At 70.3% G+C, this 24,628-nt stretch carries 26 protein-coding genes; 7 read left to right on the top strand and 19 right to left on the bottom strand.

Translation table 11 applies throughout. The features are described 5' to 3' along the window. The first annotated feature begins 255 nt into the window (after positions 1-255). The 3 genes from AC1ROC_RS06250 to AC1ROC_RS06240 are packed head-to-tail and all read left to right on the top strand — an operon-like array spanning position 256 to position 3,334. Complete coding sequence (locus tag AC1ROC_RS06250; RefSeq protein WP_492998941.1) at positions 256-1,701, top strand: APC family permease; 1,446 nt, start codon at positions 256-258, stop codon at positions 1,699-1,701. After that, positions 1,701-2,495 carry an SDR family NAD(P)-dependent oxidoreductase gene (locus AC1ROC_RS06245; RefSeq protein WP_492998793.1) on the top strand — a complete coding sequence of 265 codons (795 nt, stop codon included), beginning with the start codon at positions 1,701-1,703 and terminating at the stop codon, positions 2,493-2,495. The genes AC1ROC_RS06250 and AC1ROC_RS06245 overlap by 1 nt, the downstream gene beginning before the upstream one ends. A gap of 35 nt (positions 2,496-2,530) precedes the next feature. Further along, entirely contained in the window at positions 2,531-3,334 is an 804-nt protein-coding gene (locus tag AC1ROC_RS06240; RefSeq protein WP_492998792.1) for an SDR family NAD(P)-dependent oxidoreductase, read from the top strand. Between the two features lie 97 nt (positions 3,335-3,431). On the opposite strand, the gene AC1ROC_RS06235 is transcribed toward AC1ROC_RS06240, so the two are convergent. From AC1ROC_RS06235 to AC1ROC_RS06195, 9 genes are all read right to left on the bottom strand, one after another. Next, positions 3,432-4,133: an ABC transporter ATP-binding protein gene (locus AC1ROC_RS06235; protein ID WP_492998790.1), complete on the bottom strand. Its 702-nt coding sequence runs from the start codon at positions 4,131-4,133 to the stop codon at positions 3,432-3,434. Continuing rightward, positions 4,130-5,893 carry a branched-chain amino acid ABC transporter ATP-binding protein/permease gene (locus AC1ROC_RS06230; protein WP_492998787.1) on the bottom strand — a complete coding sequence of 588 codons (1,764 nt, stop codon included), beginning with the start codon at positions 5,891-5,893 and terminating at the stop codon, positions 4,130-4,132. The genes AC1ROC_RS06235 and AC1ROC_RS06230 overlap by 4 nt, the downstream gene beginning before the upstream one ends. After that, complete coding sequence (locus tag AC1ROC_RS06225) at positions 5,880-6,740, bottom strand: branched-chain amino acid ABC transporter permease (RefSeq protein WP_168689013.1); 861 nt, start codon at positions 6,738-6,740, stop codon at positions 5,880-5,882. Before AC1ROC_RS06225 ends, AC1ROC_RS06230 begins: the two co-directional genes overlap by 14 nt. A gap of 68 nt (positions 6,741-6,808) precedes the next feature. Next, entirely contained in the window at positions 6,809-7,996 is a 1,188-nt protein-coding gene (locus tag AC1ROC_RS06220; RefSeq protein ID WP_492998785.1) for an ABC transporter substrate-binding protein, read from the bottom strand. A gap of 130 nt (positions 7,997-8,126) precedes the next feature. Beyond that, positions 8,127-8,516, bottom strand: coding sequence for a nuclear transport factor 2 family protein (locus AC1ROC_RS06215; RefSeq protein ID WP_492998783.1), 390 nt, complete (start codon positions 8,514-8,516; stop codon positions 8,127-8,129). Between the two features lie 48 nt (positions 8,517-8,564). Next, the gene (locus tag AC1ROC_RS06210) at positions 8,565-9,392 is read right to left on the bottom strand and encodes a MoaF C-terminal domain-containing protein (RefSeq protein WP_492998781.1); all 828 of its coding nucleotides are present in this window, start codon (positions 9,390-9,392) and stop codon (positions 8,565-8,567) included. A gap of 24 nt (positions 9,393-9,416) precedes the next feature. Further along, positions 9,417-10,151, bottom strand: coding sequence for an SDR family NAD(P)-dependent oxidoreductase (locus AC1ROC_RS06205; RefSeq protein WP_492998779.1), 735 nt, complete (start codon positions 10,149-10,151; stop codon positions 9,417-9,419). Further along, positions 10,148-11,281, bottom strand: a complete 1,134-nt coding sequence (locus tag AC1ROC_RS06200; RefSeq protein WP_492998777.1) for a zinc-dependent alcohol dehydrogenase — start codon at positions 11,279-11,281, stop codon at positions 10,148-10,150. The genes AC1ROC_RS06205 and AC1ROC_RS06200 overlap by 4 nt, the downstream gene beginning before the upstream one ends. A 139-nt stretch (positions 11,282-11,420) precedes the next feature. Further along, positions 11,421-12,404, bottom strand: coding sequence for an AraC-like ligand-binding domain-containing protein (locus AC1ROC_RS06195; RefSeq protein ID WP_492998939.1), 984 nt, complete (start codon positions 12,402-12,404; stop codon positions 11,421-11,423). A 213-nt stretch (positions 12,405-12,617) separates the two neighbouring features. On the opposite strand from AC1ROC_RS06195, the gene AC1ROC_RS06190 reads away from it, so the two are divergent. Next, the gene (locus tag AC1ROC_RS06190; RefSeq protein ID WP_492998775.1) at positions 12,618-13,145 is read left to right on the top strand and encodes a hypothetical protein; all 528 of its coding nucleotides are present in this window, start codon (positions 12,618-12,620) and stop codon (positions 13,143-13,145) included. A gap of 17 nt (positions 13,146-13,162) precedes the next feature. On the opposite strand, the gene AC1ROC_RS06185 is transcribed toward AC1ROC_RS06190, so the two are convergent. Then, positions 13,163-13,465 carry a DUF1905 domain-containing protein gene (locus AC1ROC_RS06185; RefSeq protein WP_492998773.1) on the bottom strand — a complete coding sequence of 101 codons (303 nt, stop codon included), beginning with the start codon at positions 13,463-13,465 and terminating at the stop codon, positions 13,163-13,165. A 95-nt stretch (positions 13,466-13,560) separates the two neighbouring features. Here AC1ROC_RS06185 and AC1ROC_RS06180 point away from each other — a divergent pair, with 95 nt between their 5' ends. Next, positions 13,561-14,184 (top strand): hypothetical protein, encoded by a 624-nt coding sequence (locus tag AC1ROC_RS06180; protein WP_492998771.1) that lies wholly within the window; start codon positions 13,561-13,563, stop codon positions 14,182-14,184. Positions 14,185-14,217: 33 nt separating this feature from the next. Here the strand turns inward: AC1ROC_RS06180 and AC1ROC_RS06175 are convergent, their stop codons facing one another. Then, positions 14,218-15,663 (bottom strand): lipase maturation factor family protein, encoded by a 1,446-nt coding sequence (locus AC1ROC_RS06175; RefSeq protein ID WP_492998769.1) that lies wholly within the window; start codon positions 15,661-15,663, stop codon positions 14,218-14,220. Positions 15,664-15,723: 60 nt separating this feature from the next. After that, positions 15,724-16,395 (bottom strand): endonuclease/exonuclease/phosphatase family protein, encoded by a 672-nt coding sequence (locus AC1ROC_RS06170; protein ID WP_085370970.1) that lies wholly within the window; start codon positions 16,393-16,395, stop codon positions 15,724-15,726. 148 nt (positions 16,396-16,543) lie between these two features. Between AC1ROC_RS06170 and ligD the strand changes: the two genes are divergently transcribed. Further along, positions 16,544-17,563, top strand: a complete 1,020-nt coding sequence (gene ligD, locus AC1ROC_RS06165) for a non-homologous end-joining DNA ligase (protein ID WP_492998767.1) — start codon at positions 16,544-16,546, stop codon at positions 17,561-17,563. A gap of 15 nt (positions 17,564-17,578) precedes the next feature. Here the strand turns inward: ligD and AC1ROC_RS06160 are convergent, their stop codons facing one another. Next, positions 17,579-18,670, bottom strand: coding sequence for an ATP-dependent DNA ligase (locus AC1ROC_RS06160; RefSeq protein ID WP_492998765.1), 1,092 nt, complete (start codon positions 18,668-18,670; stop codon positions 17,579-17,581). A gap of 140 nt (positions 18,671-18,810) precedes the next feature. On the opposite strand from AC1ROC_RS06160, the gene AC1ROC_RS06155 reads away from it, so the two are divergent. Continuing rightward, positions 18,811-19,257: an SIP domain-containing protein gene (locus tag AC1ROC_RS06155; RefSeq protein ID WP_492998763.1), complete on the top strand. Its 447-nt coding sequence runs from the start codon at positions 18,811-18,813 to the stop codon at positions 19,255-19,257. Positions 19,258-19,302: 45 nt separating this feature from the next. Here the strand turns inward: AC1ROC_RS06155 and AC1ROC_RS06150 are convergent, their stop codons facing one another. From AC1ROC_RS06150 to AC1ROC_RS06125, 6 genes are read right to left on the bottom strand one after another with little or no spacing between them, the layout of a single operon-like run. Then, positions 19,303-20,169, bottom strand: a complete 867-nt coding sequence (locus tag AC1ROC_RS06150) for an SDR family NAD(P)-dependent oxidoreductase (RefSeq protein ID WP_492998761.1) — start codon at positions 20,167-20,169, stop codon at positions 19,303-19,305. After that, positions 20,166-20,531 carry a Fe-S oxidoreductase gene (locus AC1ROC_RS06145; RefSeq protein WP_085370940.1) on the bottom strand — a complete coding sequence of 122 codons (366 nt, stop codon included), beginning with the start codon at positions 20,529-20,531 and terminating at the stop codon, positions 20,166-20,168. The genes AC1ROC_RS06150 and AC1ROC_RS06145 overlap by 4 nt, the downstream gene beginning before the upstream one ends. Positions 20,532-20,535: 4 nt before the next feature. After that, on the bottom strand, positions 20,536-21,984 hold the full coding sequence (locus tag AC1ROC_RS06140; protein WP_492998759.1) for a dihydrolipoyl dehydrogenase family protein: 1,449 nt from the start codon (positions 21,982-21,984) through the stop codon (positions 20,536-20,538). A gap of 53 nt (positions 21,985-22,037) precedes the next feature. Then, positions 22,038-22,823 carry a crotonase/enoyl-CoA hydratase family protein gene (locus AC1ROC_RS06135; protein WP_492998757.1) on the bottom strand — a complete coding sequence of 262 codons (786 nt, stop codon included), beginning with the start codon at positions 22,821-22,823 and terminating at the stop codon, positions 22,038-22,040. 22 nt (positions 22,824-22,845) lie between these two features. After that, complete coding sequence (locus AC1ROC_RS06130; RefSeq protein WP_492998755.1) at positions 22,846-23,802, bottom strand: arginase family protein; 957 nt, start codon at positions 23,800-23,802, stop codon at positions 22,846-22,848. Between the two features lie 26 nt (positions 23,803-23,828). After that, the gene (locus AC1ROC_RS06125) at positions 23,829-24,605 is read right to left on the bottom strand and encodes a PspA/IM30 family protein (RefSeq protein WP_492998753.1); all 777 of its coding nucleotides are present in this window, start codon (positions 24,603-24,605) and stop codon (positions 23,829-23,831) included. Positions 24,606-24,628: the final 23 nt, after the last annotated feature.

Below are 24,628 nucleotides of genomic sequence, written 5' to 3'. Positions count from 1 at the left end.
TGTTCAGTATCGAAGCCGTACTCCATCCTGGGGAATGCGCACCGGCGCGATGTGCCTGTTGAGTCAAGTTGTGTGCAGTTGGAGCCAAGCCCGATCTGTGGAGGAAGCGGGAATATCGCTGATAGCCGTGGCGAATCCTGTGCCGCGCCGACCGAGGAGTACCCCGTGACTTCCACAGATCAGGCAGACAACGCCGTCGCCGCCACCACGCCGTCCGCGCACCGGCGGCGCCTCGGCGTCCCCGCCGTCACGTTCATGATCATCGCGGCGTCCGCGCCGCTCACCGTGCTCGCCGGCGGCGTCACCACCACGTTCGCGGTCACCGGCGTCACGGGGGTGCCGCTCTCGTTCCTCATCCTGGGCGTGACGCTCGCGATCTTCGCGGTCGGCTACGCGGCGATGAGCCGCTTCGTCACCAACGCAGGCGCCTTCTACTCCTACGTCGCCCGCGGCATCTCCCGCCCGGCCGGCGTCGGCGTCTCGATCGTCGCGCTGGTCTCGTACAACGCCATGCAGATCGGCGTGTACGGCCTGTTCGGCTTCCAGGTCTCCTCCCTCCTGAACGCGAAGTTCGGCTGGGATGTGCCGTGGTGGCTGCCGATCCTCGTCTGCATCGCACTCATCGCCGTCCTCGGCGTCAACAGGGTGGACCTGTCCGCGAAGGTGCTCGGCGTGCTGGTCGCCCTCGAGTTCGTGGTGGTCATCGTCTACGACGTCGCCGCGTTCATCGTCGCGCCGGAGGGCGTCAGCGCCGAGGCGCTCAGCCCGTCGAGCCTGTTCGTCACCGGCATCGGCGCCGTCTTCGCCTTCGGCATCGCAGCATTCATGGGCTTCGAGTCCGCCGCAATCTACGGCGAGGAGTCCAAGGACCCGAAGCGCACGGTCGCGCGGGCCACCTATACCGCCGTCGGCATCATCGCGCTGTTCTACGCCCTCTCGTCCTGGGCGATGACGGTCGGCTCCGGCCCGAGCAAGGTCATCGCGGACGCCACCAAGCAGGGCCCCGACCTCATCTTCACCTTCCTCTCCACCAACGTCGGCGTCGTGGTCAGCGACATCGCCCAGCTGCTCTTCGTCACCAGCCTGTTCGCCTCCCTGGTCAGCTTCCACAACGCTGTCGCGCGCTACTTCTTCTCGCTCGGCCGCGAAGGCGTGCTGCCCGGCTGGCTGTCCAGGGTGCGCGCCAGCAGCGGAGCACCGTGGGCAGGATCGGTGACGCAGACGGCGCTCGCCGTGGTGGTGATCGCCGTCTTCGCCATCGCGAGCGTCGGCTGGGTGCCGCCGGAGGGTGCTCCGGCCGCGCTGTTCCCCGTGCTGACGCTGTTCTCCTGGCTGACCAACAGCGGGGCGATGGGGCTCGTGCTGTTGATGGCGGTGGTGTCTGTCGCCGTGATCGGCTTCTTCCGCCGCGACCGGCACGGCGTCGGGGTCTGGCAGCGGCTGGTCGCCCCCGTGGTCTCCGGCGTCGCCCTGCTCGTGGTGTTCGTGCTCATCCTGGTCAACTTCAATGTGCTGCTCACCAGCGACCCGACCGCCCCAGCCACCGCGACCACGTTCATCTTGCCCGCCGTGGTGATCGTGCCCGGCATCCTCGGGATCGTCTGGGGAGCGATCCTGAAGCGACGCAACCCGCGCGTGTACGCGCAGATCGGCCACGGCACAGAGGAGACGGGCGCTCCCGAACTGGTGCCGGAGGACTGATGGAGCTGGGACTGGCCGGCCGCGGCGTCATCGTGACGGGCGCGGCCAGCGGCATCGGCCGGGCGTGCGCGCTGGCGTTCGCCGCCGAGGGCGCGCGGGTGGCGCTGCTGGACCGGGATGCGCGGGGGCTGGCCGCCGTCGGCGACGAGCTGCGCGCATCCGGGACGGGCGGCGCCGTCGGAGCCGGCGGCGCCGTCGAGGCCGCCGAGTTCGTGGTGGACGTCACCGACGAGTCCTCCGTGGCCTCGGCCGTCGCGTCCGCGGCGGATGCCCTCGGCACCGTGGATGCGGTGATCGCCTGCGCGGGGATCTCCGGCCCGTTCGGTACCCGAGTCGACGAGATCGCGCTGGCGGACTGGAACGCGGTGCTCGCCGTCAACGTCACCGGACCGTTCCTCGTGGTCAAGCACGCGCTCCCGTGGCTGCGGCTCTCCGCCGCGCCGTCCGTGGTGCTGCTCGCGTCGGACTCCAGCTTCGTCGCGGCTCCCGGGATGGTGCCGTACAACGCGTCGAAGGGTGCCGTGCTGCAGTTGATGCGCGCCCTGTCCGTCGACCTCGCCGCCGACGGCGTTCGGGTCAACGCCGTCTGTCCGTCGATCGTCGACACCCCGATGGCGCGCGCCGATCTGGGCGTCGAGCCCGGGGGATTCGCGGAGGCGGACTTCCCGGTGCAGAGCCCGGACGAGGTCGCCAGGCACGTGCTCTACCTCGCGTCTCCGGCGTCGAGACCGGTGAACGGGCACGCCCTGGTCTCCGACTTCGGCTACCTGGCGCGATCGTCCTTCCCGGCGTGATCGCCGACGTCACCCACCACAGAAAGCAGGCAGCCGTGCCCCTGAGCCGAGCATCCATCGACGGCAAGGTCGTCGTCATCACCGGGGGAGGCACCGGCATCGGCGCCGCGACCGCCCGCCGCTATGCGGCAGAGGGTGCGCACGTCGTGCTCGTCGGCCGTCGTCGCGGGCCGCTCGATGCCGTCGCCGCGGAGACCGGTGGGCTGGCGATCGTCGCGGACGCCAGCCTGCGCGACGACGCGGAGGCCGCCGTGCGCCAGGTCGTCACCGAGCTGGGACGCATCGACGTGGTCGTGGCCAACGCGGGAGGGCACGGGCTCGGCACCGTGGACGAGACGGACGACGCCGCGTGGGAGCTGTCCTTCCGCACCAACGTCACGACGGCGTTCGTGCTCGCCCGGGCCGCCCTGCCGCAGCTGGTCGAGTCGCACGGGCAGATCGTGGTGGTGTCGTCGCTCGCCGGGCTCTTCGCCGGTCCTGGCGTTGCCGGATACACGGTCGGAAAACATGCGCTGATCGGGCTGACCCGGTCTCTCGCCCGCGACTACGGCCGGTTCGGGGTGCGCGTGAACGCGGTCTGCCCCGGCTGGGTGCAGACGCCGATGGCCGACGAGGAGATGGACGACTTCGCCCGCGCATCCGGACTGGCGAGCCGCGAGGAGGGCTACCGCATCGTGACGGCCGCCGTCCCGCTCGCGCGCCCGGCCCAGCCGGAGGAGATCGCCTCCGTCATCCGCTTCCTCGGCTCCGCCGAATCCTCGTACATCACGGGCGCCACCATCGTCGCCGACGGCGGCGCCCACATCGTCGACGTCCCCACCATCCCCCTCGACGCCTGACCGTCCGCCCCGCCCAAAAAATCGAGTCGGGACTTATGCACGCGACACGCCGGTGGAGGCGTGCATAAGTCCCGACTCGATTATCTGGGAGCGCGGGTCAGCCGCCGAGGTAGGCGCGGTGGAGGATCTCGGGGGAGGCCTGCAGGGTGGTGGCATCGCCCGCGTACGTGACGCGGCCGCCGGCGACGACGAGGGCGTCGGTCGCGACGCCCAGCGCCAGGTGCGTGAACTGCTCGACGAGCAGCACGCCCACCCCGGATTCGCTGAACTGCTTGATCATCGGCAGCAGCCGCATGAACACCACCGGCGCGAGCCCGAGCGACATCTCGTCGATCAGCAGGAACCTCGGCCTCGACGCGAACGCGCGCGCCAGCACCACCATCTGCTGCTCGCCGCCGGACAGCAGCCCGGATGCGCTCGTCCGCCGCTTCTCCAGCTCGGGGAACTGCGCGAGCGCCTCGTCGACGCCCTCCTGCGTGCCTGCGGTGAGCCGGATGTTCTCCTGCACCGTCAGCGACGGGAAGATGGCGCGCCCCTGCTCGATGTGCACGATGCCGCGCCGGGCGCGCTGCACGCGGGAGAGTCGCGCGATCGAGTCGCCGTCGACGCTGATCGTGCCGCCGCTCAGAGACACGATCCCCGAGATGGCTTCGAGCAGGCTCGTCTTCCCCGCGCCGTTCGGCCCGACCAGCGCCGTGATCCTGCCCGGCTCGACGCGCAGGCTCACCTCGCTGATCACCGGTCCTGCGCCGCGGCTGACCGTGACCGCATCCAGCACCAGCTCGTTGTCCGCGTTCACAGCATCTCCGTTTCACCCATGTACGCCTTCATGACGGCGGGGTCGGCGAGCACCTCCGCCTGCGGTCCGCTGGCGAGCACCTCGCCGAAGTCGAGCACGGTGAGGCTCGAGCAGACGGAGCGCACCAGGTCGAGGTCGTGCTCGATCAGGACGATGGACATCCCGAACCGGGCGGGAGCCTGAAGCAGGCGCGCTCCGAGCTCGAGGTGCTCCTCGTGCGACAGTCCGGCCGCCGGCTCGTCCAGGATCAGGATGCGCGGACGGGCGAGCACGTTGGCCGCCACCTCGACGAGCCGCCTGGTGCCCACATCCACGTTCTGCAGGCGGGTCCGGGCGGTGGGGCAGCCGAAGAAGGCAAGCGTCTCGTCGAGCTCGGCCGTGCTGAGCCGGCGGCGGGCGACGAAGCGGACGTACGCGTCGACCGTGAGCGTCGGCGGAACCCTGTCCTGCTGGAAGGTGCGGCGGAGGCCGAGCCGGGCGCGCGCCGTGGCGGACAGCCCGCGCAGGTCGCGGCCGTCGAGGCTGACCCGTCCGGTGTGCTGCGGCAGGAAGCCGGTCACGGCATCCACGAACGTGGACTTGCCCGCGCCGTTCGGGCCGATGAGTCCCATGATCGTGTTCTCCGGCACCACCAGGCTCACGCCGTTCAGCGCCTTCACCTGCCCGAAGGCCACGCCGAGGTCCTCGACCACCAGCACGGGCGCTGCGGCCGGGTCCGGCGCGGGCGGCTGGGCGGGGGAGGGCACAGCATCCCGCACCGCGTCCGCGTCCGACAGCGGGGCGGCCACCTCCACCGGACGCCGCGCCGCCTGCCGCTTCCACCAGGCGTTCCGGATGCTCTGCCCCAGGTTCGACCCGCTGGTCAGCGCCTGCACGCCGAGCACGCCGAAGATCACGAAGCCCCAGTCCTGCGGGATGCCCCAGCGCTTCAGCAGTTCGGGCACCGCGATCCAGACGATGCCGCCGAAGATCGCCATGTCGATCAGGTACGCGCCGGACATGATCGCCAGCACGTAGAGCGCGAGCGACTGGATGGGCGTGAAGCTGCTCGCGAACGGCAGCCCCACCTGCCCGGCGATCAGGCCACCGCTCACACCGCCGAGGGTGGCGCTGACGGCGAAGGCGGTGAGCTTGGAGCTGCGCACGCTCGCTCCGACAGAGGCCGTGCCGCGCTCGGAGAACGCGACGGACTTCCAGCTGGACCCCCAGCGGCCGTTCTGCAGCAAGTACACCGCGATGCCGCAGACCACCAGCACGAGCACGCTGAAGAAGAAGTACGACCGGTCGTCGCTGAACGCGTCGGGCCGAAGCACCGAGATGCCGTCCGTCGAGCCGGGGAACTGGATCTGCACCAGCGTCACGTCGGCCGCTGCGGCGAAGCCGAGCGTGACCACCGCGAGGTTGACCCCGCGCAGCCGCAGGGCCGGCAGGCCGACGAGCACGCCGACCACCCCGGCGGCCAGGCCGCCGACGATGAGCCAGACGATGAACCCGCCCGGCGCGTTCAGCACGTTGAGCAGCGAGACGATCCACGCTCCCACCGCGGCGAACGTCAGCTGGCAGAGAGCGATCATCCCGGCGCTGCCGGTGACGATGCCGAGCCCGAGGATCGCGATGGCCGCGACGACGGCGCTCACCGCGAGGAAGACGAAGTAGCCGGAGAGCGAGACGCTGAGCGCGTATCCGGCGCCCAGGCCGACGGCTCCGACGATGAACGGCAGGGCGATCCGTGCCGCGGGGGTGCCGCTAACGCGCCGCATCCCACACCTCCTTGCGCTGCGTCCACAGCAGGAATCCGATGATGAACAGGAACGGCAGGAAGTTCCGGATGAACGACACCTCGTCGATCTGCGCCACCAGGCCGCTGAGCAGCCCGAGCACGAGGCCGCCGATCACGGCGAGGTCGAGCCGTTTGAACGCGCCGAGCAGCGCCGCCGCCGACGCCGGCACGATGAGCATCGACAGGCTGGTCGCGTCGTTCGACTGCGACGGGGCGACGATGATGATGACCAGGGCGGAGATGAGCCCGGTGACCGCCCACACTGCGACACTCAACGGCTTGGCCGGGATGCCGATCAGCTCGGCCGTCGTCGGCCGTTCAGACAGGGCGCGCAGCTTGGTGCCGATCGAGGTGCGCGTGAGCACCAGCCGGCAGGCCACGGCGACGACGACGGCGAGCACGACGGTCGCGACCGTCACCTGGCTGACGACCACGCCGCCGATCGAGAACGCCGGGCCGGAGAGGATCGGGCTGAACGGCTGCGGCTTGTTGCCGAACAGGATGAACGACAGCGAGATGAGCAGCAGCAGCGGTCCGACGGTCACCGCCGACCGCGTCGTGGTGTCCGCCTCCGGCAGCCAGGTGGCGATGATCAGCCCGATCAGCGCGCTGAGCGCCCCGCCGATGAGCACACCGGCCAGCGAGCCGAGCCAGATCGGCCAGCCGCCGTGACTCACCAGCCACACCGCGACGAATCCGCCGAACATCCCGGTCGCGGCCTGGGAGAAGTTGACCACCCGCACCAGGCGGGACATCAGGGTGAGGCACACCGCGAGCACGGCGTACAGTCCGCCGGCGGCGAGGCCGGCGAGGGCGCCCTGCAGCATCCGGGGCTCCTTTCAGAAACAGTGGATGCGGGGCTCGCCTCCGCGAGGGAGGCAAGCCCCGCAGATGGTCACTTCTTGGGGATCGTGATCCAGTCGTCGCCGTTCAGCTCCCAGGCGTTCTTGCCGGTGACGAGCTTGATCGGCCAGCCTGCGGTGTTCCCGTCGTGCACCGTGGCGGTGCCGAACGTGTACGGCGTTCCGACCATCGGGTTCTCGATCGGCTTCATGTCGTGCAGAGCCTTCGTGACCGAGTCCCTGGTCACGTCGCCCTTGATGCCCTTCGCGACCTCGATGAAGTACTTGGCCGCGAGGTATCCACCCTGCGAGAACGAGGTGAGCGGGATGTCGTTCTTGGTCATCAGGTCGCGCCAGTCCTTGTTGATGTCACTGGATGCGTCGGTGAACGGGTAGAACTCGGCGGGGACGTAGATCCCGGCTCCCGCGTCGCTGACCGCCTTGGCGAAGTTGTCGCTGTACACGCTGGTCAGGTAGAGCCAGTTCACGTCCTTCCAGCCCTGCGCGTTCGCCGCCTTGACCTGGGCGATGGCGTCCGGCTCGACCGGGTTGATCGCGAGAGCCTTGCAGCCGGCGTCCTTCGCCTTCACGATGTACGGGGTGTAGTCGCTGGCCCCGTACGGCACTGTGTCGTCGACGTAGAGCGGCTTCTTGCCGGTGATCTCGGTCCATTTGTCGATGGCCTTCTGGTAGGCGGGGCGGGTGCTTCCCGCGATCTCCAGCAGCACGCAGATGTTGTCGAGCTTGGCGACCTCGGAGCCCCAGTACAGGGTGAGGGTCATGTCGTTGAACGGCCCGACGTTGGCCGGCGAGATGTTGGGGCTGTCGAAGCAGCCGGTGTCCACCCCGACGCCCGGGATGGAGAGGATCTTCTGCTGCTCGTAGTACTTGGCGTTGATCTCGCACTCGATCAGGCTCGCGGAGCCGACCATCGCCACGGCCTCGTCGCTGCCGACGATCTCGCGGGCGTTGGCGGATGCGGTGGCCGGGTCGCCCTTGTCGTCGAGCGCCTTGTAGTCGATCGGGTGGCCGTTGATTCCGCCCTTCGCGTTCTGGTCTTTGAAGACCGCGGCGGCGGCGAGCGATGCCTCGGGGAACGTGGCTGCGCCGCTCTTGGTGTTGACCGATCCGACCACGATCGGGGACTTGCCGTCGCCGCTGCCTCCGCCGCTGCAGCCGCTCAGCACGAGTGCTGTTGATGCCGCGAGCGCCGCCGCCGCGTAGATCAGGTGTTTCCTCATGCGCTTCCCTGCCTCTCGGGTTGCGCCACGACCACTTCGTCGTGGCATCTCGACTGAAACCTATGGCCGGGTGTGTCTCCGGGTGTTGCCTGTGGCTGCACCCTTCTTGCCCGTCCGCGCTCTCCCGGCGCTACTGCACCGCATCCCGGACGAGCGCGGTGTCCGTGAACTGCTCGAACGCGACGACCTTGCCGTCCGCGAGCCGCCAGACGTGCGCGACGCGGGCTTCGAAGAAGCGGCCGGTGGCCCTGTTGGTGCCGCTGTACGTGCCGAGGCCGACGATGGTGTCCCCGCCGTCGACGAGCTCGGTGATGGCGGCCGTGTAGCCGTCCCACTCGGCGCCGATGCGCTCGAAGACGCCCGCGCGCACCTGTTCCGGTCCGATGTACGTGCCCGCGTACGGGAACCCGGCCATCTCGGTCCAGCGGGCGTCGGCGGCGAGCGGCGCGAGCATCCCGTCGATGTCTCCGCGGTCGGAGGCGGCGTAGTGCGCCGCGATGATGTCGTGATTGCGTGTCATGCTGCTGCTCCAGTCAGTGGGTGTGGTCGATGCGTGCGGTGGATGCGGTCAGACCGGCTGCGCGTCCGGGTACGAGACGGAGCCGAGCGGGTAGATGTGGCCGCCCGCGCGCGAGTGCTCGGACTCGCCCGCGCCGTTCAGCCCGAGGAAGATGCCCGTGGTGCGCAGGTCGTAGCCGAGGTCGTGCAGCCACACGCTGGCGACGGCGATCCGGAACTCGCGGAAGCAGAACAGGTACAGTCCGTCGGCGAACTTCCACACGGTGGAGAGGTCCATGTCTCCGTGCCCGCGCTGCACGCCCTCCAGGCACTGCCAGGCGTAGCGCTGCGACGACACGTAGACGTGCTCGTAGAGGTGCTGCGGGCTGTAGCGGTAGATGTTCCTCTTGCCGATCAGGTCGCGGGACGGAGCTGGCGCCTCCCCGGTGGGATCTCCGGCATCGGTCACCGCCGCGTGGAACGTCTGCCGCACCCTCGGGGTGCCGTCGACGTCCTCCTCGCCGATCACCGAGTGCGCCACCAGCGCGCGGTGCGTCCGTGTCGAGTAGACCACCGTGATCGCCTCCCGCTCCACGCTCGTCAGCGGCAGGTTGACGAACACGACGTCGTCGCGCACCGCGACCGCGTCGTACGGGTCCGTCCCTCCGGAGCCGATGGCGCCGGAGGCTGTCCAGGTCACCGAGTCCGCGTCGAACGCCAGCGTCAGCGTCGAGCCGTCGTCGAGCGTCAGCGTGAGCGCGGTGCCCGCCAGGTCGGTGTTCGGCAGCCGGTAGGTGTCGATGCCCGCGGCGAACTCGTCGTAGGTGCGCCACTCGTCGGTTGCTGGATCGTGGGGTGCCGGGTCGTGGGTCGCCTGGTCGTGCTGGATGTCCGTCATCGCATTCCTTTCGTGGTGCGCGTCTCAGCGCAGGGAGTATCCGCCGTCGATCAGCAGGTCGGTGCCGTAGCAGTACCCTGCGTCGTCGGACAGGAGGTAGAGGGTGCCCGCCGCGATCTCCTCGATGGTCGCGAAGCGTCCTGGCACGGTGTTCGGCAGCCACTGCGCGTGCAGGGCGCTGTCTCCGTCGAGGAAGGGTGTGGAGACGTAGCCGGGGGAGACCGTGTTGACCCGCACCCCGCGCCCGCCCCACTCGACGGCGAGCGTGCGCACCATCGCCGTCACTCCCGCCTTCGCCGTGTTGTAGTGCACGGTGCGCTGCGGCACGTTCACCACCCGATTGCCCGACATGGATGCGACGGCCACCATGCTGCCCCGCCCCGCCGCGAGCATGGCCGGCGCGAACGCCTGCAGCGTCAGGAACACCCCGCGCAGGTTCACCGCGAGCACCGCGTCGAACTCCGCGATCGGCAGCTCCTCGGCGGCCGTGTCCGACCCGCGGATGCCCGCGTTGGCGACCACGTGGTCGATCCGCCCTCCGCTGAGCGCGAGCAGGTCGGCCGCCGCGTTGGCGACGCTGTCCGCGTCGGAGACGTCGCAGGGGATGTGCTCGCCGATCCCTCCCGGTTCGACATCGAGCCCGAACACCGTCGCGCCCTCGGCGGCCAGCGTGGAGGCGATGCCCCTCCCGATGCCGCTCGTGGTGCCGCTGACGGCGACAACGCGCCCGCCGAACCGTCCGGCCCGCTCGCCGGTCATCGCGCGACCACGTTCACGCCGGGGTCGATCACGGCTTTCAGCACTCCGCCGTCACGCCGCTCGATCACGTCGTACGCCGCACGCACCTCACCGAGCCCGAACCGGTGGGTCACCAGGGACTCGTAGTCGAAGTCGCCGCGTTCGAGCATCCGGATGGCCGGCTCGAAGCCTCCGGCGGACAGGAACGACGGCAGCAGGTCGATCTCGCGGGTCAGCAGCTCCTCGTCGGCGAGGAAGGTCACCGGAGCGTTCGCGCCGCACGCACCGGCGAGCACCACGCGCCCTCCGCGCCGCACCAGCCGCACGGCCTGCTGCTGCGCAGCCGTGGCTCCCGCGATCTCGATGACCACGTCGGCCAGGCGTCCGCCGAGTGCGGAGGAGACCGCAGCCACCGGGTCGGTCTCGCGGGAGTTCACCACGGCGTCCGCTCCGAACCGCATCGCGAGCTCCAGCCGGTTCGCGCGGGTGCCGATGACGATCACGCGTCCTGCGCCCGCCGACCGGGCGGCAGCGGCGGCGAGGATGCCGACAGGGCCCGGCCCGATCACCACGACCGACTCGCCGGGCGCCACCCGCCCCCGCGCGATGGCGCGGCAGGCGACGGCGAGCGGTTCGGTCAGCACGGCGCGCTGCCAGGGAAGCGCATCCGGAAGCCGGTGCACCACCGCCTCGCGCGGCACGAACAGGTGCTCGGCGTATCCGCCCCACAGGCCGGGGGCGACCGTGCGCGGGATGTTCACCCCCAGCTGGCGGCCGTGCGGCAGCCCGGAGGCCGGGTCGTCCGCCTCGCACAGGTTGTAGCGGCCTTCGCGGCAGCGCGCGCAGACCTGGCACGGCAGCAGCATCTCGACGGCGACGTGGTCGCCGACCGCCAGCCCGCGCGCCTCGGCGGCCGCGTCGCCGATGGCCGCGACCTCCCCGACGAACTCGTGACCCGGCACGAGCGGGAACGGGTCGCCGATGTGTCCGGCGAGCAGGTGCAGGTCCGTCGCGCACACGCCGACGAGGGCGACGCGCAGGATGAGGTCATCCGGCCCCGGCGTAGGCAGCGGCTGCTCGGCGGTCTCGATCACGCCAGCGGACGGGAAGACCACCTGTCTGCTGGTCGGGGGAAGGGCGGTGCCTGGCATGCGGGTTCCGTTTCCGCCCGCGCTGCGTCGCGCGGGTCGCACCCATCGTGCTCACGCGCATCCATCGGCCTCAACCGCCCAGCCGCGATCATGCCCCGACCGTCAAGCCCCGTTCCCTCCCCGACAAAGAATCGAGTCGTCAGGCGGCGCGGCCGGAGGCGCGCAGTTCGCTGGGGGACTCGGCGTAGGTCGCCTTGAACACCCGGGAGAAGTGCGCGGCGTCCACGAACCCCCAGCGGGCGGCGATCGCGGCCACGGGACGGTCGCCGTAGAGCGGGTTCAGCAGGTCGCGCCGGCAGCGTTCGAGCCGCCGGGTGCGGATCCACGACGACACCGTCGTGCCCTGTTCGCGGAACAGCCCGTGCAGGTGCCGCGTCGAGATGAAGTGCGCGGCGGCGATCTGCGTCGGACCGAGGTCGGTGGACGCCAGGTTCGCGTCGATGTAGCCCCGGATGCGCTGCATCAGCGCCTGGTGCGGGTTGCCGGGTCCGCTGGTCACGTCGAGCTCGTTGGCGAACATCGTCGTCACCAGGTCGAGCGCGCTGTGAGCGAGCCTGGCGCCCGTCGCGCCGTTGAGCTGCTCGAGGTTGCCGACCAGTTGCGCCAGGAACGGGACGATGATGCTGCCCACGCCGGACTTGCCGCTCATCTTGACGGCGGTGAGCTGCGCGACCACGTCGGCGGGCAGGTCGATGAGGTGCTTCGGGAACATGACGACCATCGTCCGGAAGTCGTCGTCGAACACCAGCGAGTACGGCCGGTGCGTGTCGTAGACGGCCAGGTCGCCCGGCTGCAGCACGGCTTCGCGGTTGTCCTGGATGAGCAGGCCGGTGCCCGACAGCTGCAGGCTCAGCTTGAAGTAGTGCCGGTCGGAGCGCGCGATCAGCTCCGGCGTGCGCTCGACGACGTGCTCGGCGGCGCTGACCTCGGAGACGTGCACCTCGTCCGCGCCCGCCGACCGGATGCGCCCCCAGAACGGGTCGGGACGCGAACTGGTCACGTGCAGTGGCACGAACGACTCGGACACCGCGGTGCGGAACTCGCTGAAGTTCCTGGCGGTGGATGTGGTCACGCGGTTGGCGCGCGGCTGACCGGCGGCCTGCGTGGCCGGGCCGGGCTGCATGGTCTGGCCGGGCTGCATGGTCGGGTTGACGGCCTGCGTTGTCGGGTTGAGCACGGGGTTACCTCACCTGATCGGGACGACACTGTATACGATCCGTGATACGGATCGTAGCACGCGAACCCCCGCGCGCTCCGGCCGGAACCGTGCGGGCGCGCGCAACAGGGATGCGCGGGCGGCACACCGGGAGAACGGCGGCCTTCGTAGCCTGACGGTATGACCAGTGCGACCGTCTCGCCGCGTCCGGCCGCGCGCCGCATCCCGAGCGTTCCGCTGATCGTTCTGCCGGTGCTCTCGCTGCTCGCGACGGCGGCGATGGCGGCGGACATGGCGGGTTCTGCGATCGCCGTCCCCCTGGTTCCCGGAGCCGTCTGGGCCGCTGGGCTGTTCGTCGTCGCCGCGGTGGTGGCAGCAGCGGGGCGCAGGCGCGGCCGGGCGCGGTTCGCGGTCGAGCCGTTCACGATGGCGCTCATGGTCGTGCTTGCGGCGCTGCACGGTCACGACGGCGCAGCATCCGGTGCCGCATCCAGCGCAGCAGTCGCCGCATCCGGCGATCCGCACGCCGCCCACCTCGGCGGCTCCTGGCTGCTGCTCGTCATCGCCGTCGCGGTCGGAGCGCTTACTGTCGTCTGCCTCGCCTGCGCCGTGCGCCTTGCAGCGACGCACGGCATCGTCGCGGCCCTGCTCCCCGTCGTCTCCGCCGTCGCGATGTGCGCGATGACGACCTGGATGCTCGTCGCCTGACCCGGCGCGCCTGACCCCTACAGCAGCGTCTCGATCCCCAGCCTCACCACGTCGCCGAGCCCGACGCCCTCCTTCTGCCGCACGGAACCCTTGATCGCGACGATGTACGACCCGTCCGCCGACTCGGGGAACACCGACGTCGACCACCGCGAGCCGCCGAGCGTCACCATCACCTTCACCGAGCCGAACCCGGCGGGTGGATGCGGTTGCAGCCGGATGTCCTCCGACACGTCGAGCGGCAGCCTGGCGAACACCCACAGGTCCCGCCGGGCCTCCCACCGCCACAGTTCCGCTTCGAATTCGTATCGCACATCGGCCATGCCACCACTCTGCCTCACCGACGCGGTTTTCCGACAGAATGGAAGGGCAGGGCGGCGCCGCTCCTTTCCGCGCCGCCTGCGATCCGAGGAGAGGGATGCGCTGGCCGAACTGGTTCCGCAAGCGCGTGGTCACGCCGCGCACCCGGCCGTTCGACGAGGACGCGCTCGAGGAAGCGGCTCCGCCGACCCTCGAACAGTCCGTGGAGGAGGGGATGCTCCTCGCCGACTACGCCACGAGGATGGCGGTGAAGAACCACATCGTGGTCGACACCATCCAGCAGGACAACCCGTTCGACCCCGCCAGGCACACGGCACAGGCGGCGGAGATGCTGCGGGAGCTCGCCGACGAGCAGGACCAGGCCGCCGAGCGGGCGGCCGAGGCGCGGCTCGCGGTGGCGGGGCTGGGCGGCGACGCGACGCACCCGCACGACTACCGCGACGTCGATGCGGGCAACCTGGCGCTGCGCGAGGAGGCGGCCAGGGCACTGGCGACGGCACTGCGCGCGAAGGCGGACTCCGAGGAGGAGCTGCTGAGGATCGTGGAGCGCGCCAGGCAGGACGCCTGGGACGAGGTTGGCCGCGCCATCCAGGCCGGACTCGACGCGTTCTCCGGCGCGGAGGCGCTCAAGGCCAACTACGAGGAGGAGCGCCCCGCTCGGCTGCGGCTGCTGATCTGGCGGGACCTCGCCAAGCTGGAGGAGGAGCGCGGCGGATACTGAGCCGGTCGCGCTGGCGCGCAGCTGCGCTGCCGCTCAGCCACGCAGCGACACCGGAGGGACGAGGTCGGCGATCTCCTCGCGCATCCACCTGTCCCCGGATGCGCGTTTCTCCTCCCTCGTCGTGAACCGGTAGAGGAACATCCTGGCCCGCACGGCCCGCGGCGGCCTTCCGCCGAACGGGTCGGTGCGCAGAAGTCGCAGCGTCGGCCTGTCCGCCTCCAGCAGCCGCAGCAGGAACATCTCGAACCACTCCGTGTCCCTCGACCCGAGCGCGAGGAACCACATCAGCCAGTCGAGTCGCAGATGGTACGGCGCGAACTGGCGCGGGAGCCGCTTCACGTCGCCCGGCTTTCCTTTGAACGCGTACTCCCGCCAGCGCGCATCCGGATCGTTGGGGTCGTCCTCCGTCCCTTCGACGATCACCTCAAACCGCTCCTGCGTGACCGTGCCGAACGCCCCGTACGCGTTGACGAGATGCCACCGGTTGAAGCTCGCGTTCATCAGCTGCCTGCGCGCGAACAGGTTCCGCAGCGGCTGCCAGCTGAGGCCGACGATCAGGATGCTCGCCACCAGCACCACGACCGCGTACCAGCCGGGCACGCCCTCCGCCCCGATGCCGCCGAGCCGCGCGCCGCCGAACAGCCACGAGAACGACGCGTCGTCCACCGCCGAGAACGCGAGCACGATGGTGATGACGTTCAGCCAGGCGAAGTTGCCCGTCGCCACCAGCCACAGCTGGGTGAGGATGACGACCGCCGCCGCGATGCTGGCCACCGGCTGCGGCGCGAACAGCAGCCACGGCACGATCAGCTGCGCGAAATGGTTGCCGAGCACCTCCAGCCGGTGCCACCACTTCGGCAGCAGGTGGGCGGTGCGGCTCAGCGGGTTCGGCATCGGCTGGGTCTCGTGGTGGTAGTACAGCGCGGTGAGGTCGCGCCACGACCGGTCGCCGCGCATCTTGATCATCCCCGCACCGAACTCGAGCCGGAAGACCAGCCAGCGCAGCAGGAACACCACCGTCACCGGGGGAGCGGTGTCGAGAGCGCCGAGCAGCGCGACGGTGAACCCCGCTTCGCAGAGCAGGCTCTCCCAGCCGAACCCGTAGAACGTCTGCCCGATGTTCACGATCGAGAGGTAGAGGAACCAGACGAGCAGGAAGACGGGCAGGAACACCCAGGTCGGCGCGCGCTGCGGAACGCCGGCGACGATCAGCGCCGAGAGCGCTGCGCCGGTCCAGGCGACGGCGAGGAGCATCCGGTCGGAGTATCGGCGGCGGAAGATGGTGGGCTGGCTGCGCGCGTATGCGCTTCGCAGGAAGCGCGGGGCGGGCAGCAGCCCGTGCTCACCGAGCAGCGCGGGGAACTGGTTGACCGCGGAGACGAACGCGATCAGGTAGATGGCGGCGACGCCCCGCTCGAGGATCTCGCGCGCGATCGTGTAATCGGTAGCGGCCAGCCACCCGAGAACGTCCACGCGCATCACCTCGCCAGGAAACGCGCTTCACGATACGCCGCGCCCCGCGGGTGGTCCAGGTGCGGGTCAGGCGGCGAGTTCGGCGTCCAGGCTGATCGCCCGGTGGTCGGAGGCGCCACGCGGCAGCACATCCACCCGCTGGATCTCGAACCCCGTCGACGTGACGAAGTCGAAGTATCCGGTGAAGAACTTGTAGCGCAAGTAGGTCGGCTCTGTACTACGGCTGAGCGCGTATCCCGCCGTCGTCAGGTGCCGCTCCAGACCGCGGATGAACCAGGGGTAGTTGAAGTCGCCGACCATCACGGAGGGGATGTCGGCGGCCAGGGAGCGCATCCCGGCGTGGGCGGCGGCGATCTGCTTGCGCCGCAACGAGTTGGATGCGGTCAGCGGCGCCGCGTGGAACGACCCGACGAGCACGTCCTCCTCGGTCTCCCTGTCGTGCAGGCGCACCGCGAGCAGCCGCTCGTTCGCCGGGGCGAGCACGCGGTCGTGCACCGACTTCTGCACGGCGAACACCTTGGTGTCGAGGATGTCGTAGCGGTCTTCGCGCACGTAGACGGCGAGGCCGAGACGGTTGGTCCTCGTCGCGTCGGCGAGGATCAGGTGGTGAAGGCGTTCGGGAAGCGCCTCACTGTCGCACTCCTGCAGGCACAGCGCGTCGACGTCGTAGGTTGCAGCGATGTCCGCGAGCTCGTGGCCTGCTGCGTGCTTGCGCAGGTTGTAGCTGACGATCTTCAGGGGAACTCCTCGTGTCTCGCACCCCGTCTTCGGGGACGCCTCATCATTCTCACCCACAACGGTCCCCAGACGCGCTCGCGCGCCGCTTCGCACACGGAATTCACACGAGTGTCATCGGCTTCGACGACCGGACGGGTACGGTGTGAGCATGGCAGGCGACGCAGTTGTCCTCACGGTCCCCGGTCCGCACGGCGAACGCGAGGTGCGGATCTCCAGTCCCGGCCGCGTGCTGTGGCCCGAGCTCGGCATCACGAAGCTCGACCTCGCGAACTACTTCGTCGCGGTCGGCGACGCGTTCGTCCGCGCCAACGGCGACAGGCCGGTGTCGTTGCAGCGTTTCCCGGAGGGCATCGACGGCGAGCAGTTCTTCTCGAAGAACCCGCCGAGGGGCGCACCCGACTACGTGCGCTCGGTGATGGTCGTCTACCCGAGCGCCCGCTCGCATCCCCAGCTCGTCATCGACGAACCGGCCGCCGCGGTGTGGGCGGTGCAGATGAACACGGTGGTCTTCCACCCGTGGCCGTCGCGCGCGGAGAACTCGGACAACCCCGACCAGCTGCGCATCGACCTCGACCCGCAGCCCGGCACCGACTTCGGCGACGCGATCCCCGCCGCCATCGAGCTGCGCGCCGTGCTGCGCGAGGCCGGCCTGGATGCGTTCATCAAGACCTCCGGCAACCGCGGCCTGCACGTGTTCGCCCCGATCGAGCCGACCCACGAGTTCCTGGATGTGCGGCACGCTGTGATCGCCGCCGCCCGCGAACTGGAGCGCAGGATGCCCGACAAGGTCACGACGGCGTGGTGGAAGGAGGAGCGCGGCGAGCGCATCTTCGTCGACTTCAACCAGGCCAACAGGGACAGGACGATGGCGGGCGCATACAGTCCGCGCGCTCTCGCCCACGCACCGGTGGCCACGCCGATCACCTGGGACGAGCTGGAGTCGACGGACCCGCGCTCCCACACCATCCTGACCATCCCTGAGCGTCTGGCGACGGTCGGCGACCCGTGGAAGACGTTCGGCGACAAGCCGGGCCGCATCGACGAGTTGCTCGGCTGGTGGCAGCGCGACCTCGACGACGGCCTCGGCGAACTGCCGTTCCCTCCCGACTACCCGAAGATGCCCGGCGAGCCGCCGCGCGTGCAGCCGAGCCGCGCCAAGAAGCCCTAGCCGCGCGCCGCGACGTCAGCTGAGGACGTCTCCGAGGTCGTAGGCGATCGGGCGGTCGAGCTGCTCGTAGGTGCAGGAGCGGGCGTCGCGGTCTGGGCGCCAGCGCTCGAACTGGGCCGTGTGGCGGAACCGCATCCCCTCCATCTGGTCGTAGCGCACTTCGAGCACGCGCTCCGGTCGCAGCCGCACGAACGACACGTCTTTGCCGGACGAGAACCTGCTGCGCTCCGTCTCGCCGGTGACGGTCTGCCCGTCGTCGTCCCGGAGCACGAGCGGGTCGAGTTCGTCCACCAGTTCCAGTCTGCGCTTGTCGGTGAACGCGGAGACGCCCCCGATGTTGCGCAGCTCGCCGTCGGAGTCGTACAGGCCGACGAGCAGGGACCCCACCCCTCGCCCGCTGGTGTGGATGCGGTAGCCGAGCGCCACGACGTCGGCGGTGCGGTGGTGCTTGACCTTCAGCATGGTGCGCTTGTTCTGCGCGTACGGCGCCGCCAGCGGTTTGGCGACGACCCCGTCGAGCCCGGCGCCTTCGAACTCGACCAGCCAGCGGCGGGCGAGGTCGACGTCGGTGGTGGTCCTGGTGAGTTCGATGGGAGCGGGGAGGTCGCCCGCGAACGCTTCGAGCGCGGCACGGCGCTCCGAGAACGGCCGGTCGAGGTAGGACTCGTCGCCGAGCGCGAGCAGGTCGAAAGCGACGAAGGTGGCGGGGGTCTGCTCGGCCAGCAGCTTCACCCGGCTCGCGGCGGGGTGGATGCGCTGCGACAGCGCCTCCCAGTCGAGCCGCTGCGCGCCGGGCTCGCCGGTCGGCACGACGATCTCGCCGTCGAGCACGCACGGCCCGGGCAGGATGCGCGTGAATGCCTCGACGAGTTCGGGGAAGTACCGCGTGAGCATCTTGGAGCCCCTGCTGCCGATCTCGACGCTCTCGATGGTTCCGGTGCCGTCTGGGTTGCTGGTGCCGGTCGCGTAGACGATGGCGCGGAACCCGTCCCATTTGGGTTCGTAGCTGAGCCCGCCGTCGACCTTGTCCGAATCCGGCACGGTGGGGACGGCTTTCGCCAGCATGGGGGCGACCGGTTGGGCGGGCGACGGGTGCGTTGGCTCCATGCGTCGATCATCCCGCGTCGGCCGGCCGGGCGGAACCCTTGCGTTCGCCAGCGTGCGCTCGGCGCCCCTGCTGGCCGGTCGCTGGGCATCCGCTCGGAGCCCTTCGGGGTTAGGTAAGGCTCGCCTATACTGAGAACACGATGTACCGACCCGATCACGCGAACCACACCGCGACCACCGCCCACCACGACGACCGTGTGCAGTTCCTCGTCGTCGGTGACGAGTCGTCGCTGACCGAGCTCGAAGCCGAGCTCGCGCTGCTTCCGCTGTGCGCTCGCGGCCGGGTCTTCGTGGAGGTCGGAGACGCGGACGAGATCGTCCAGCTGGCCACCCCGATGCGCATGACCGTCACCTGGCTCACCCGCCACAACCGCAGCGGCCGCCCGGGCACCGGCGAACGCTGCGCCAGGGGAGAGGCCGCCACCCGCGCGGTCCGCGCCTGGACCACCGAGATGCTCTGCGACGGACCGGGCGAGACCCGCGTCATCCTGACCGGCGGCTTCGCCCTGGTCTCCGAGGTGCGCGACCACCTCGAATCGGTCGTCGGCATGCCCGCCGACGCCATCGTCGCCCCCGCCTACCTCTGACGGCGCCCCGCACACTCCCGCTCACCCTGACGGCGCTCCGCGGCGTCACACGCGGGTGTCCACCCCCACGAGCTGTTCGGTGATCGTCCACAGGTCGCGACCGAGCTGCGCGTCTTTTGCCTGCGCGGCGGTGGGACCGTTGGCGCTGAGGCGGTCGAAGTACGTTCCGCTCGGCGCACCGACCGGAGCCTCCGCGGCGAGGCGGACGAGGGGAGCCGCCCCGGCCTCGACGGGGACGCCGTAGCCGTTGCGGGTGACGAACGCCCCGAACCGGATCAGCGGCGATGTGCGGCCGAAGTTGGTCGCGATCGTGCCCGGATGGAACGAGAACGCGTCGACACCCGTGCCGGTGAGACGCTCCGCCAACTCCCTGATGAACAGGATGGTCGCCAGCTTGGCCGTGCCGTATGCCCGCCAGCCGCCCAGCCAGGCGCGCTTCTCCCAGTCGAGGTCGTCGAGGCGGAGGTGACCGAAACGGTTGGCGAGGCTGGCCGTGGACACGACCCGCACATCCCGGCCCAGCGCCGCCGTCTGTTCCAGCCGGGGCCGCAGCAGGTGGGTGAGCAGGAACGGCGCCAGGTGGTTGGCCTGGATGGTGCGCTCGTGGCCGTCGACCGTGAGTTCGCGCTTGGCGTTCAGGCCGCCCGCGTTGTTGGCGAGGACGTCGATGGTGTCGTAGCGATCCAGCAGCGCGCTGGCGAGCGCCCGCACCTCGTCGAGCTTCTCGAAGTCGGCGAGGAACGGCGTCGCCCCGATCTTCTCCGCGATGCCCCTGGTGCGCTCCGGGTTGCGCCCGACCACCGCCACCTCGTTGCCCTGCTCGGAGAGCCGCTGGGCGGCGACCAGCCCGATCCCGGAACTCGCACCCGTCAGGACGATCGTGCGCCGGGAGCCGTCGGACGCTGCGGTCATCGGTAGCCACCTTTCTCGAGGCCGGCCTCGATTTCGAAACGGTTCTTCAGCGGATCCCGTCCGGAGACGAGGTAGAGCAGAGGGAACACCATGCCATAACGCTGCCACTGACGCTTGTGAATCGCCTCGTGCTCCAGGATGTCGTCCGACACGTTCTGCGCGGTGAGGTAGCAGCCTCCGACGCACGAACCGCCCCTGCCGAACGTGCGCTCCGGCATCCCGCGGAACACGAACAGCCCGGCGCGGCGCTCGACGCGGCCCGTGCTCCAGATGAAGCCCCAGACCAGCCCGACGGCCGTGGCGTAGAGGTAGCCGAGCGTGCTGATCGGGGAGTCGAACAGCACGCGGGTGATCACGCGCATCCCGTTATTCCTTCGGCCGGCCGTACGTTTCGAGCAGCCGCAGCCAGACCTCGCTGAGGGTCGGGTACGACGGCACGGCGTGCCAGAGGCGGGAGAGGGGGACCTCGCCGACCACCGCGATGGTGGCCGAGTGCAGCAGCTCGCCGACATCCTGCCCGACGAAGGTGACCCCGAGGACGACCTGACGGTCCTCGTCGACCACCATCCTCGCCTTCCCCACGTAGTTGTCCGCGGCGATGCTCGCGCCAGAGACTCCGCTGATCTCGTAGTCGACCACCCTGGTGCGGTATCCGGCCTTCTCGGCCGCTGCGGCGGTGAGCCCGACCGACGCCACCTCCGGGTCGGTGAACGTGACCTGCGGCACCGACTGGTGATCGGCCGTCGCCACGTAGGTGCCCCACGGCTCGAGGGAGACGGTGGCGCCCTTCGCCCTGGCCGCGATCGCGTCTCCGGCGGCCCGCGCCTGGTACTTGCCCTGATGGGTGAGCAGGGCGCGGTGGTTGACGTCGCCGACGCCGTAGAGCCATCCGCCGTCGACCGGCTCGCCGTCGGCGCCGAGGACGCGCATCGAGTCGTCGACGTTCAGCCACGCCCCGCCTTCGAGACCGAAGGCCTCCAGGCCGAGGCCTGCGGTGTGCGGGATGCGCCCCGTCGCCACGAGGAGTTCGTCGGTGCGGATGGTGGTGCCGTCGTCGAGCGTGAGCTGGAAGCCGTCGTCATCCGTGCGCTCGACGGCGGTCGGGGACACGTCGAGGTGCAGGTTCGCGCCGAGTTCGCGCAGCGAGTCCGCGACGAGTTCCCCGGCGAACGGCTCGTTCGCGCCGAGCAGGCCGCTGCGGGAGATGAGGTGCACCTCCGTGCCGAACCCGGCGTACGCCGTGGCCATCTCGACCCCGACGACACCGCCGCCGAGGATCGCGAGCGACACGGGCACGCGCTGGACGCTCGTGGCGTCCCTGCTCGTCCACGGCTCGCTCTCGCGGAGGCCCGGGATGTCGGGAAGGAGGGAGGCGGAACCGGTGCAGACGGCGACGGCGTGCTTTGCCGTGAGCACCGTTTCTGTGCCGTCCTCGGCCGTCACGGTCACCTCGCGGACACCGGTGATGACGGCGTGGCCCCTGACGAGGTCTATGCCTGCTCCGTTCAGCCACTCCACTTGCCCGTCGTCTTTCCAGTCGCTCGTCATGACGTCGCGGCGCCGGAGCACCGCCTCCACGTCGAGCGGACCGGTGACGGCCTCGCGCGTCCCGCCGACCCGTTGCGCCGCGCGCAGCAGCGCTCCGGAACGGAGCAGCGCCTTCGACGGCATGCAGGCCCAGTACGAGCACTCGCCTCCGACCAGCTCGGCCTCCACGATGACGGTGCGCATCCCGCCCTGCACCGCTCGGTCGGCGACGTTCTCGCCCACCGCTCCCGCTCCGATCACGATCACGTCGTATTCGTTGCTGCTCATGCTCTCTCCTGTCGATTCGTTGTCGTGCGGGGTGGTCGGGGAGGGGGACGCCGCTAGCGGCCCACGAACTCCGCTTGGGTCCTGGTGAGGAAGGCCTGCATGCCGATCGCGGCATCTTCGCTGGTGGCCAGCCGGACGAGCGCCGGCTGCAACTGGGCCTCCGCCGCCGCGTCGCCTTCTCGCACGGCTAACTTGGCGTTGGCGAGCGCGGCCTGGACGGCGAGGGGAGCCTGCGCCGCGACGCGCTCCGCAATGGCGAACGCCCTGTCGAACTGCTCTCCGTCGTCGACCAGCTCCTGCACCAGGCCGATTCGATGGGCCTCTGCCGCGTCGAAGGAATCGCCGGTGAGGATGTAGCGCATGGCGTTGCCCCAGCCGACAGCGCGGGGGAACCGGATGGTGGCCCCGCCGAACGGCAGGATGCCCCTGGACACCTCGATCTGGCCGAACGTGGTGGACCGTGCCGCAACGGCGATGTCGCTCGCCAGGATCAGCTCGATGCCGAGGGTGAGGCAGGTGCCGTGCACGGCGATCACGACGGGCTTGCTGAGACGCTGCCCGGACACCTGCCACGGGTTGATGCCGTCGTCGCTCTCGATGGTGAGGCCGTCCGCTCCGATGCGCGGCCCGATGTCTGCGAGGTCGAGGCCTGCGGTGAAGTGGTCGCCGACGGCGTAGACGAGGCCGACGCGCAACCCGGGGTCGCGTTCCAGCTCTCCGTATGCGTCGGAGAGCAGCCGGAGGAGCTCGAAGTCTGCGGCGTTGCGCTTCTCCGGCCTGTTGAAGCCGATGAGCAGGATGTGGCCCCGCCGCTCGGTGATGATCTTGGGTTCGGTCATGTCTCCCAAGCTACCTCCGCCGTCAGGACGCGTCATCGGCAGGGCGCGGATCTGTGGAGAGATGGCGCGCGGCTGTGCCTGTGGAGGAACCGCCGCCCGCGCCAGCCGCGCCGCCCGCGCCAGCAGCGCCGCCGCCCAGCCGCCCGGTCAGCGCGCCCAGGATCCGCAGGATCACGGCCATGTCGCGCCCCGCCGCATCCGGGGACTCCGGCGCGAACTCCGTGATCGCAGCACCGGCCAGCTCGAACCGCCCGCGCAGCGCCCGCACCGCGTCGCACAGCGCCTCCGGCTGTACCCCGAACGGCTCCGGGTGTCCGATGCCGCTGATGGTGGCCGGGTCGAGCACATCCAGGTCGATGTGCACGTACACAGACGTCGCTCCCGTCGCCTCGACAGCCGCGACCAGGGCGGCCGGGTCGTCGAGGTCGGCCGGGCCGAGCATCCGGATGCCTGCCTCGTCGATGTACGCCGACTCGTCGTCGTCGAGTGCGCGCGTCCCGGCCAGGATCACCTGCGCGGGGGAGAGGAGGGATGGTCCGGTAGACGCGAGCCCGTCCGGTGCGTCGCCGAGGAGGGCGCGCACGACCATGCCGTGGAAGGCGCTCGACGGGGAGGATCCCACGTCGTTGATGTCGGCGTGCGCGTCGAACCAGACCAGGGCGACCGATCCCGGCTCTGCGACGGCGACCGCGTGCTGGACGCTGGCGAGGTCGGCGGCGCAGTCCCCGCCGATCGTGACCACCGGCGCGTCGAGCAGCATGAGCTCGGCCGTCGCAGCGTCGCGCACGGTCGTGAGCGCGGAGAACCGGTGCACGCCGGTGCCGAGGGATTCGCCCGCCGCGGCGGGGACGGGCACCACGGTGGTCGCGGCGGCGGGCAGGTCGCCCCTGATCGCCTCCGCGCCGTCGATCAGCCGCATGGCCCGCGACGATCCGGACCCCTGCCACTGCGGCACCACCAGAAACGATGCGCCGCTCATCCGTCTCCCGCCTCCGCCGCCACCCGTCACTGACCGGGGGTGTACGGCGCTGACGACGCAGGGTCGGCCGTCACGGCGGGCTGCGCGGGTGCTCCGCCGGTCTTGAGGGCGGCGAGGCGCGCCTCGACCTCCGTCATCTCGCCCAGGTCGTCGAGCTGGTTGAACTGCGCGTCCAGGCTGGAGGCCGCGAGCTCCGACGCTCCGCGGACCCTCGCCTCCTCGCGGCGGATCTTCTCCTCGAAGCGGCTGACCTCGCTGGTGGGGTCGAGGATGTCGACGCTCTTGACCGCATCCATCACCTGCGACTGCGCCTGAGCGCTCTTGGCCCTGGCGATCAGCTCGGAGCGCTTGCTCTTGAGCTGTTCGAGCTTGGCCTTCATGCCGTTGAGGCCGGACTTCAGCTTCTCGACCACCTCGGTCTGCGCCGCGATCTGCGGCTCTGCGGCCTTCGCCTCGTTCTCCGAGGAGATCTGGCGCTGCAAGGCGACCTTCGCGAGGTTGTCGAACTTGTCGGCGTTCGCGGTGTCGCCGCCGGAGCGGTACGTGTCGGCCTGCTTGCTCGCTGCGAGGGCCTTCTGGCCCCACGACGATGCCGCTTCGACGTCTTCCGCGTGGTCGTCTTCGAGCAGGCGGAGGTTGCCGATCGTCTCCGCGATGGCGCTCTCCGCGTCGGCGATGCTGTTGGTGAAGTCGCGGACCATCTGGTCGAGCATCTTCTCCGGGTCTTCCGCCTGGTCGATGAGCGCGTTCACGTTCGCTCTCAGCAGCTGTGAGATCCGACCGAAAATGGACTGTTTTGCCATCGTGTTTTCCTTTCGCTGAGGCC

It is taken from the genome of Leifsonia sp. GW821-FHT13C05 (genome assembly GCF_058806515.1).
Note: the sequence above shows the minus strand (reverse complement) of the source record. Positions and strands in the feature narration are given on the sequence as shown.

Bases quoted from the DNA above. Each gene is read 5' to 3' on its own strand.
- AC1ROC_RS06250 (WP_492998941.1), top strand. From the start codon at position 256: ATGATCATCGCGGCGTCCGCGCCGCTCACCGTGCTCGCCGGCGGCGTC.
- AC1ROC_RS06245 (WP_492998793.1), top strand. From the start codon at position 1,701: ATGGAGCTGGGACTGGCCGGCCGCGGCGTCATCGTGACGGGCGCGGCC.
- AC1ROC_RS06230 (WP_492998787.1), bottom strand. From the start codon at position 5,893: ATGCGGCGCGTTAGCGGCACCCCCGCGGCACGGATCGCCCTGCCGTTC.
- AC1ROC_RS06225 (WP_168689013.1), bottom strand. From the start codon at position 6,740: ATGCTGCAGGGCGCCCTCGCCGGCCTCGCCGCCGGCGGACTGTACGCC.
- AC1ROC_RS06220 (WP_492998785.1), bottom strand. From the start codon at position 7,996: ATGAGGAAACACCTGATCTACGCGGCGGCGGCGCTCGCGGCATCAACA.
- AC1ROC_RS06215 (WP_492998783.1), bottom strand. From the start codon at position 8,516: ATGACACGCAATCACGACATCATCGCGGCGCACTACGCCGCCTCCGAC.
- AC1ROC_RS06210 (WP_492998781.1), bottom strand. From the start codon at position 9,392: ATGACGGACATCCAGCACGACCAGGCGACCCACGACCCGGCACCCCAC.
- AC1ROC_RS06205 (WP_492998779.1), bottom strand. From the start codon at position 10,151: ATGACCGGCGAGCGGGCCGGACGGTTCGGCGGGCGCGTTGTCGCCGTC.
- AC1ROC_RS06200 (WP_492998777.1), bottom strand. From the start codon at position 11,281: ATGCCAGGCACCGCCCTTCCCCCGACCAGCAGACAGGTGGTCTTCCCG.
- AC1ROC_RS06195 (WP_492998939.1), bottom strand. From the start codon at position 12,404: ATGCAGCCCGGCCCGGCCACGCAGGCCGCCGGTCAGCCGCGCGCCAAC.
- AC1ROC_RS06190 (WP_492998775.1), top strand. From the start codon at position 12,618: ATGACCAGTGCGACCGTCTCGCCGCGTCCGGCCGCGCGCCGCATCCCG.
- AC1ROC_RS06185 (WP_492998773.1), bottom strand. From the start codon at position 13,465: ATGGCCGATGTGCGATACGAATTCGAAGCGGAACTGTGGCGGTGGGAG.
- AC1ROC_RS06180 (WP_492998771.1), top strand. From the start codon at position 13,561: ATGCGCTGGCCGAACTGGTTCCGCAAGCGCGTGGTCACGCCGCGCACC.
- AC1ROC_RS06175 (WP_492998769.1), bottom strand. From the start codon at position 15,663: ATGCGCGTGGACGTTCTCGGGTGGCTGGCCGCTACCGATTACACGATC.
- ligD (WP_492998767.1), top strand. From the start codon at position 16,544: ATGGCAGGCGACGCAGTTGTCCTCACGGTCCCCGGTCCGCACGGCGAA.
- AC1ROC_RS06160 (WP_492998765.1), bottom strand. From the start codon at position 18,670: ATGGAGCCAACGCACCCGTCGCCCGCCCAACCGGTCGCCCCCATGCTG.
- AC1ROC_RS06155 (WP_492998763.1), top strand. From the start codon at position 18,811: ATGTACCGACCCGATCACGCGAACCACACCGCGACCACCGCCCACCAC.
- AC1ROC_RS06150 (WP_492998761.1), bottom strand. From the start codon at position 20,169: ATGACCGCAGCGTCCGACGGCTCCCGGCGCACGATCGTCCTGACGGGT.
- AC1ROC_RS06145 (WP_085370940.1), bottom strand. From the start codon at position 20,531: ATGCGCGTGATCACCCGCGTGCTGTTCGACTCCCCGATCAGCACGCTC.
- AC1ROC_RS06140 (WP_492998759.1), bottom strand. From the start codon at position 21,984: ATGAGCAGCAACGAATACGACGTGATCGTGATCGGAGCGGGAGCGGTG.
- AC1ROC_RS06135 (WP_492998757.1), bottom strand. From the start codon at position 22,823: ATGACCGAACCCAAGATCATCACCGAGCGGCGGGGCCACATCCTGCTC.
- AC1ROC_RS06130 (WP_492998755.1), bottom strand. From the start codon at position 23,802: ATGAGCGGCGCATCGTTTCTGGTGGTGCCGCAGTGGCAGGGGTCCGGA.
- AC1ROC_RS06125 (WP_492998753.1), bottom strand. From the start codon at position 24,605: ATGGCAAAACAGTCCATTTTCGGTCGGATCTCACAGCTGCTGAGAGCG.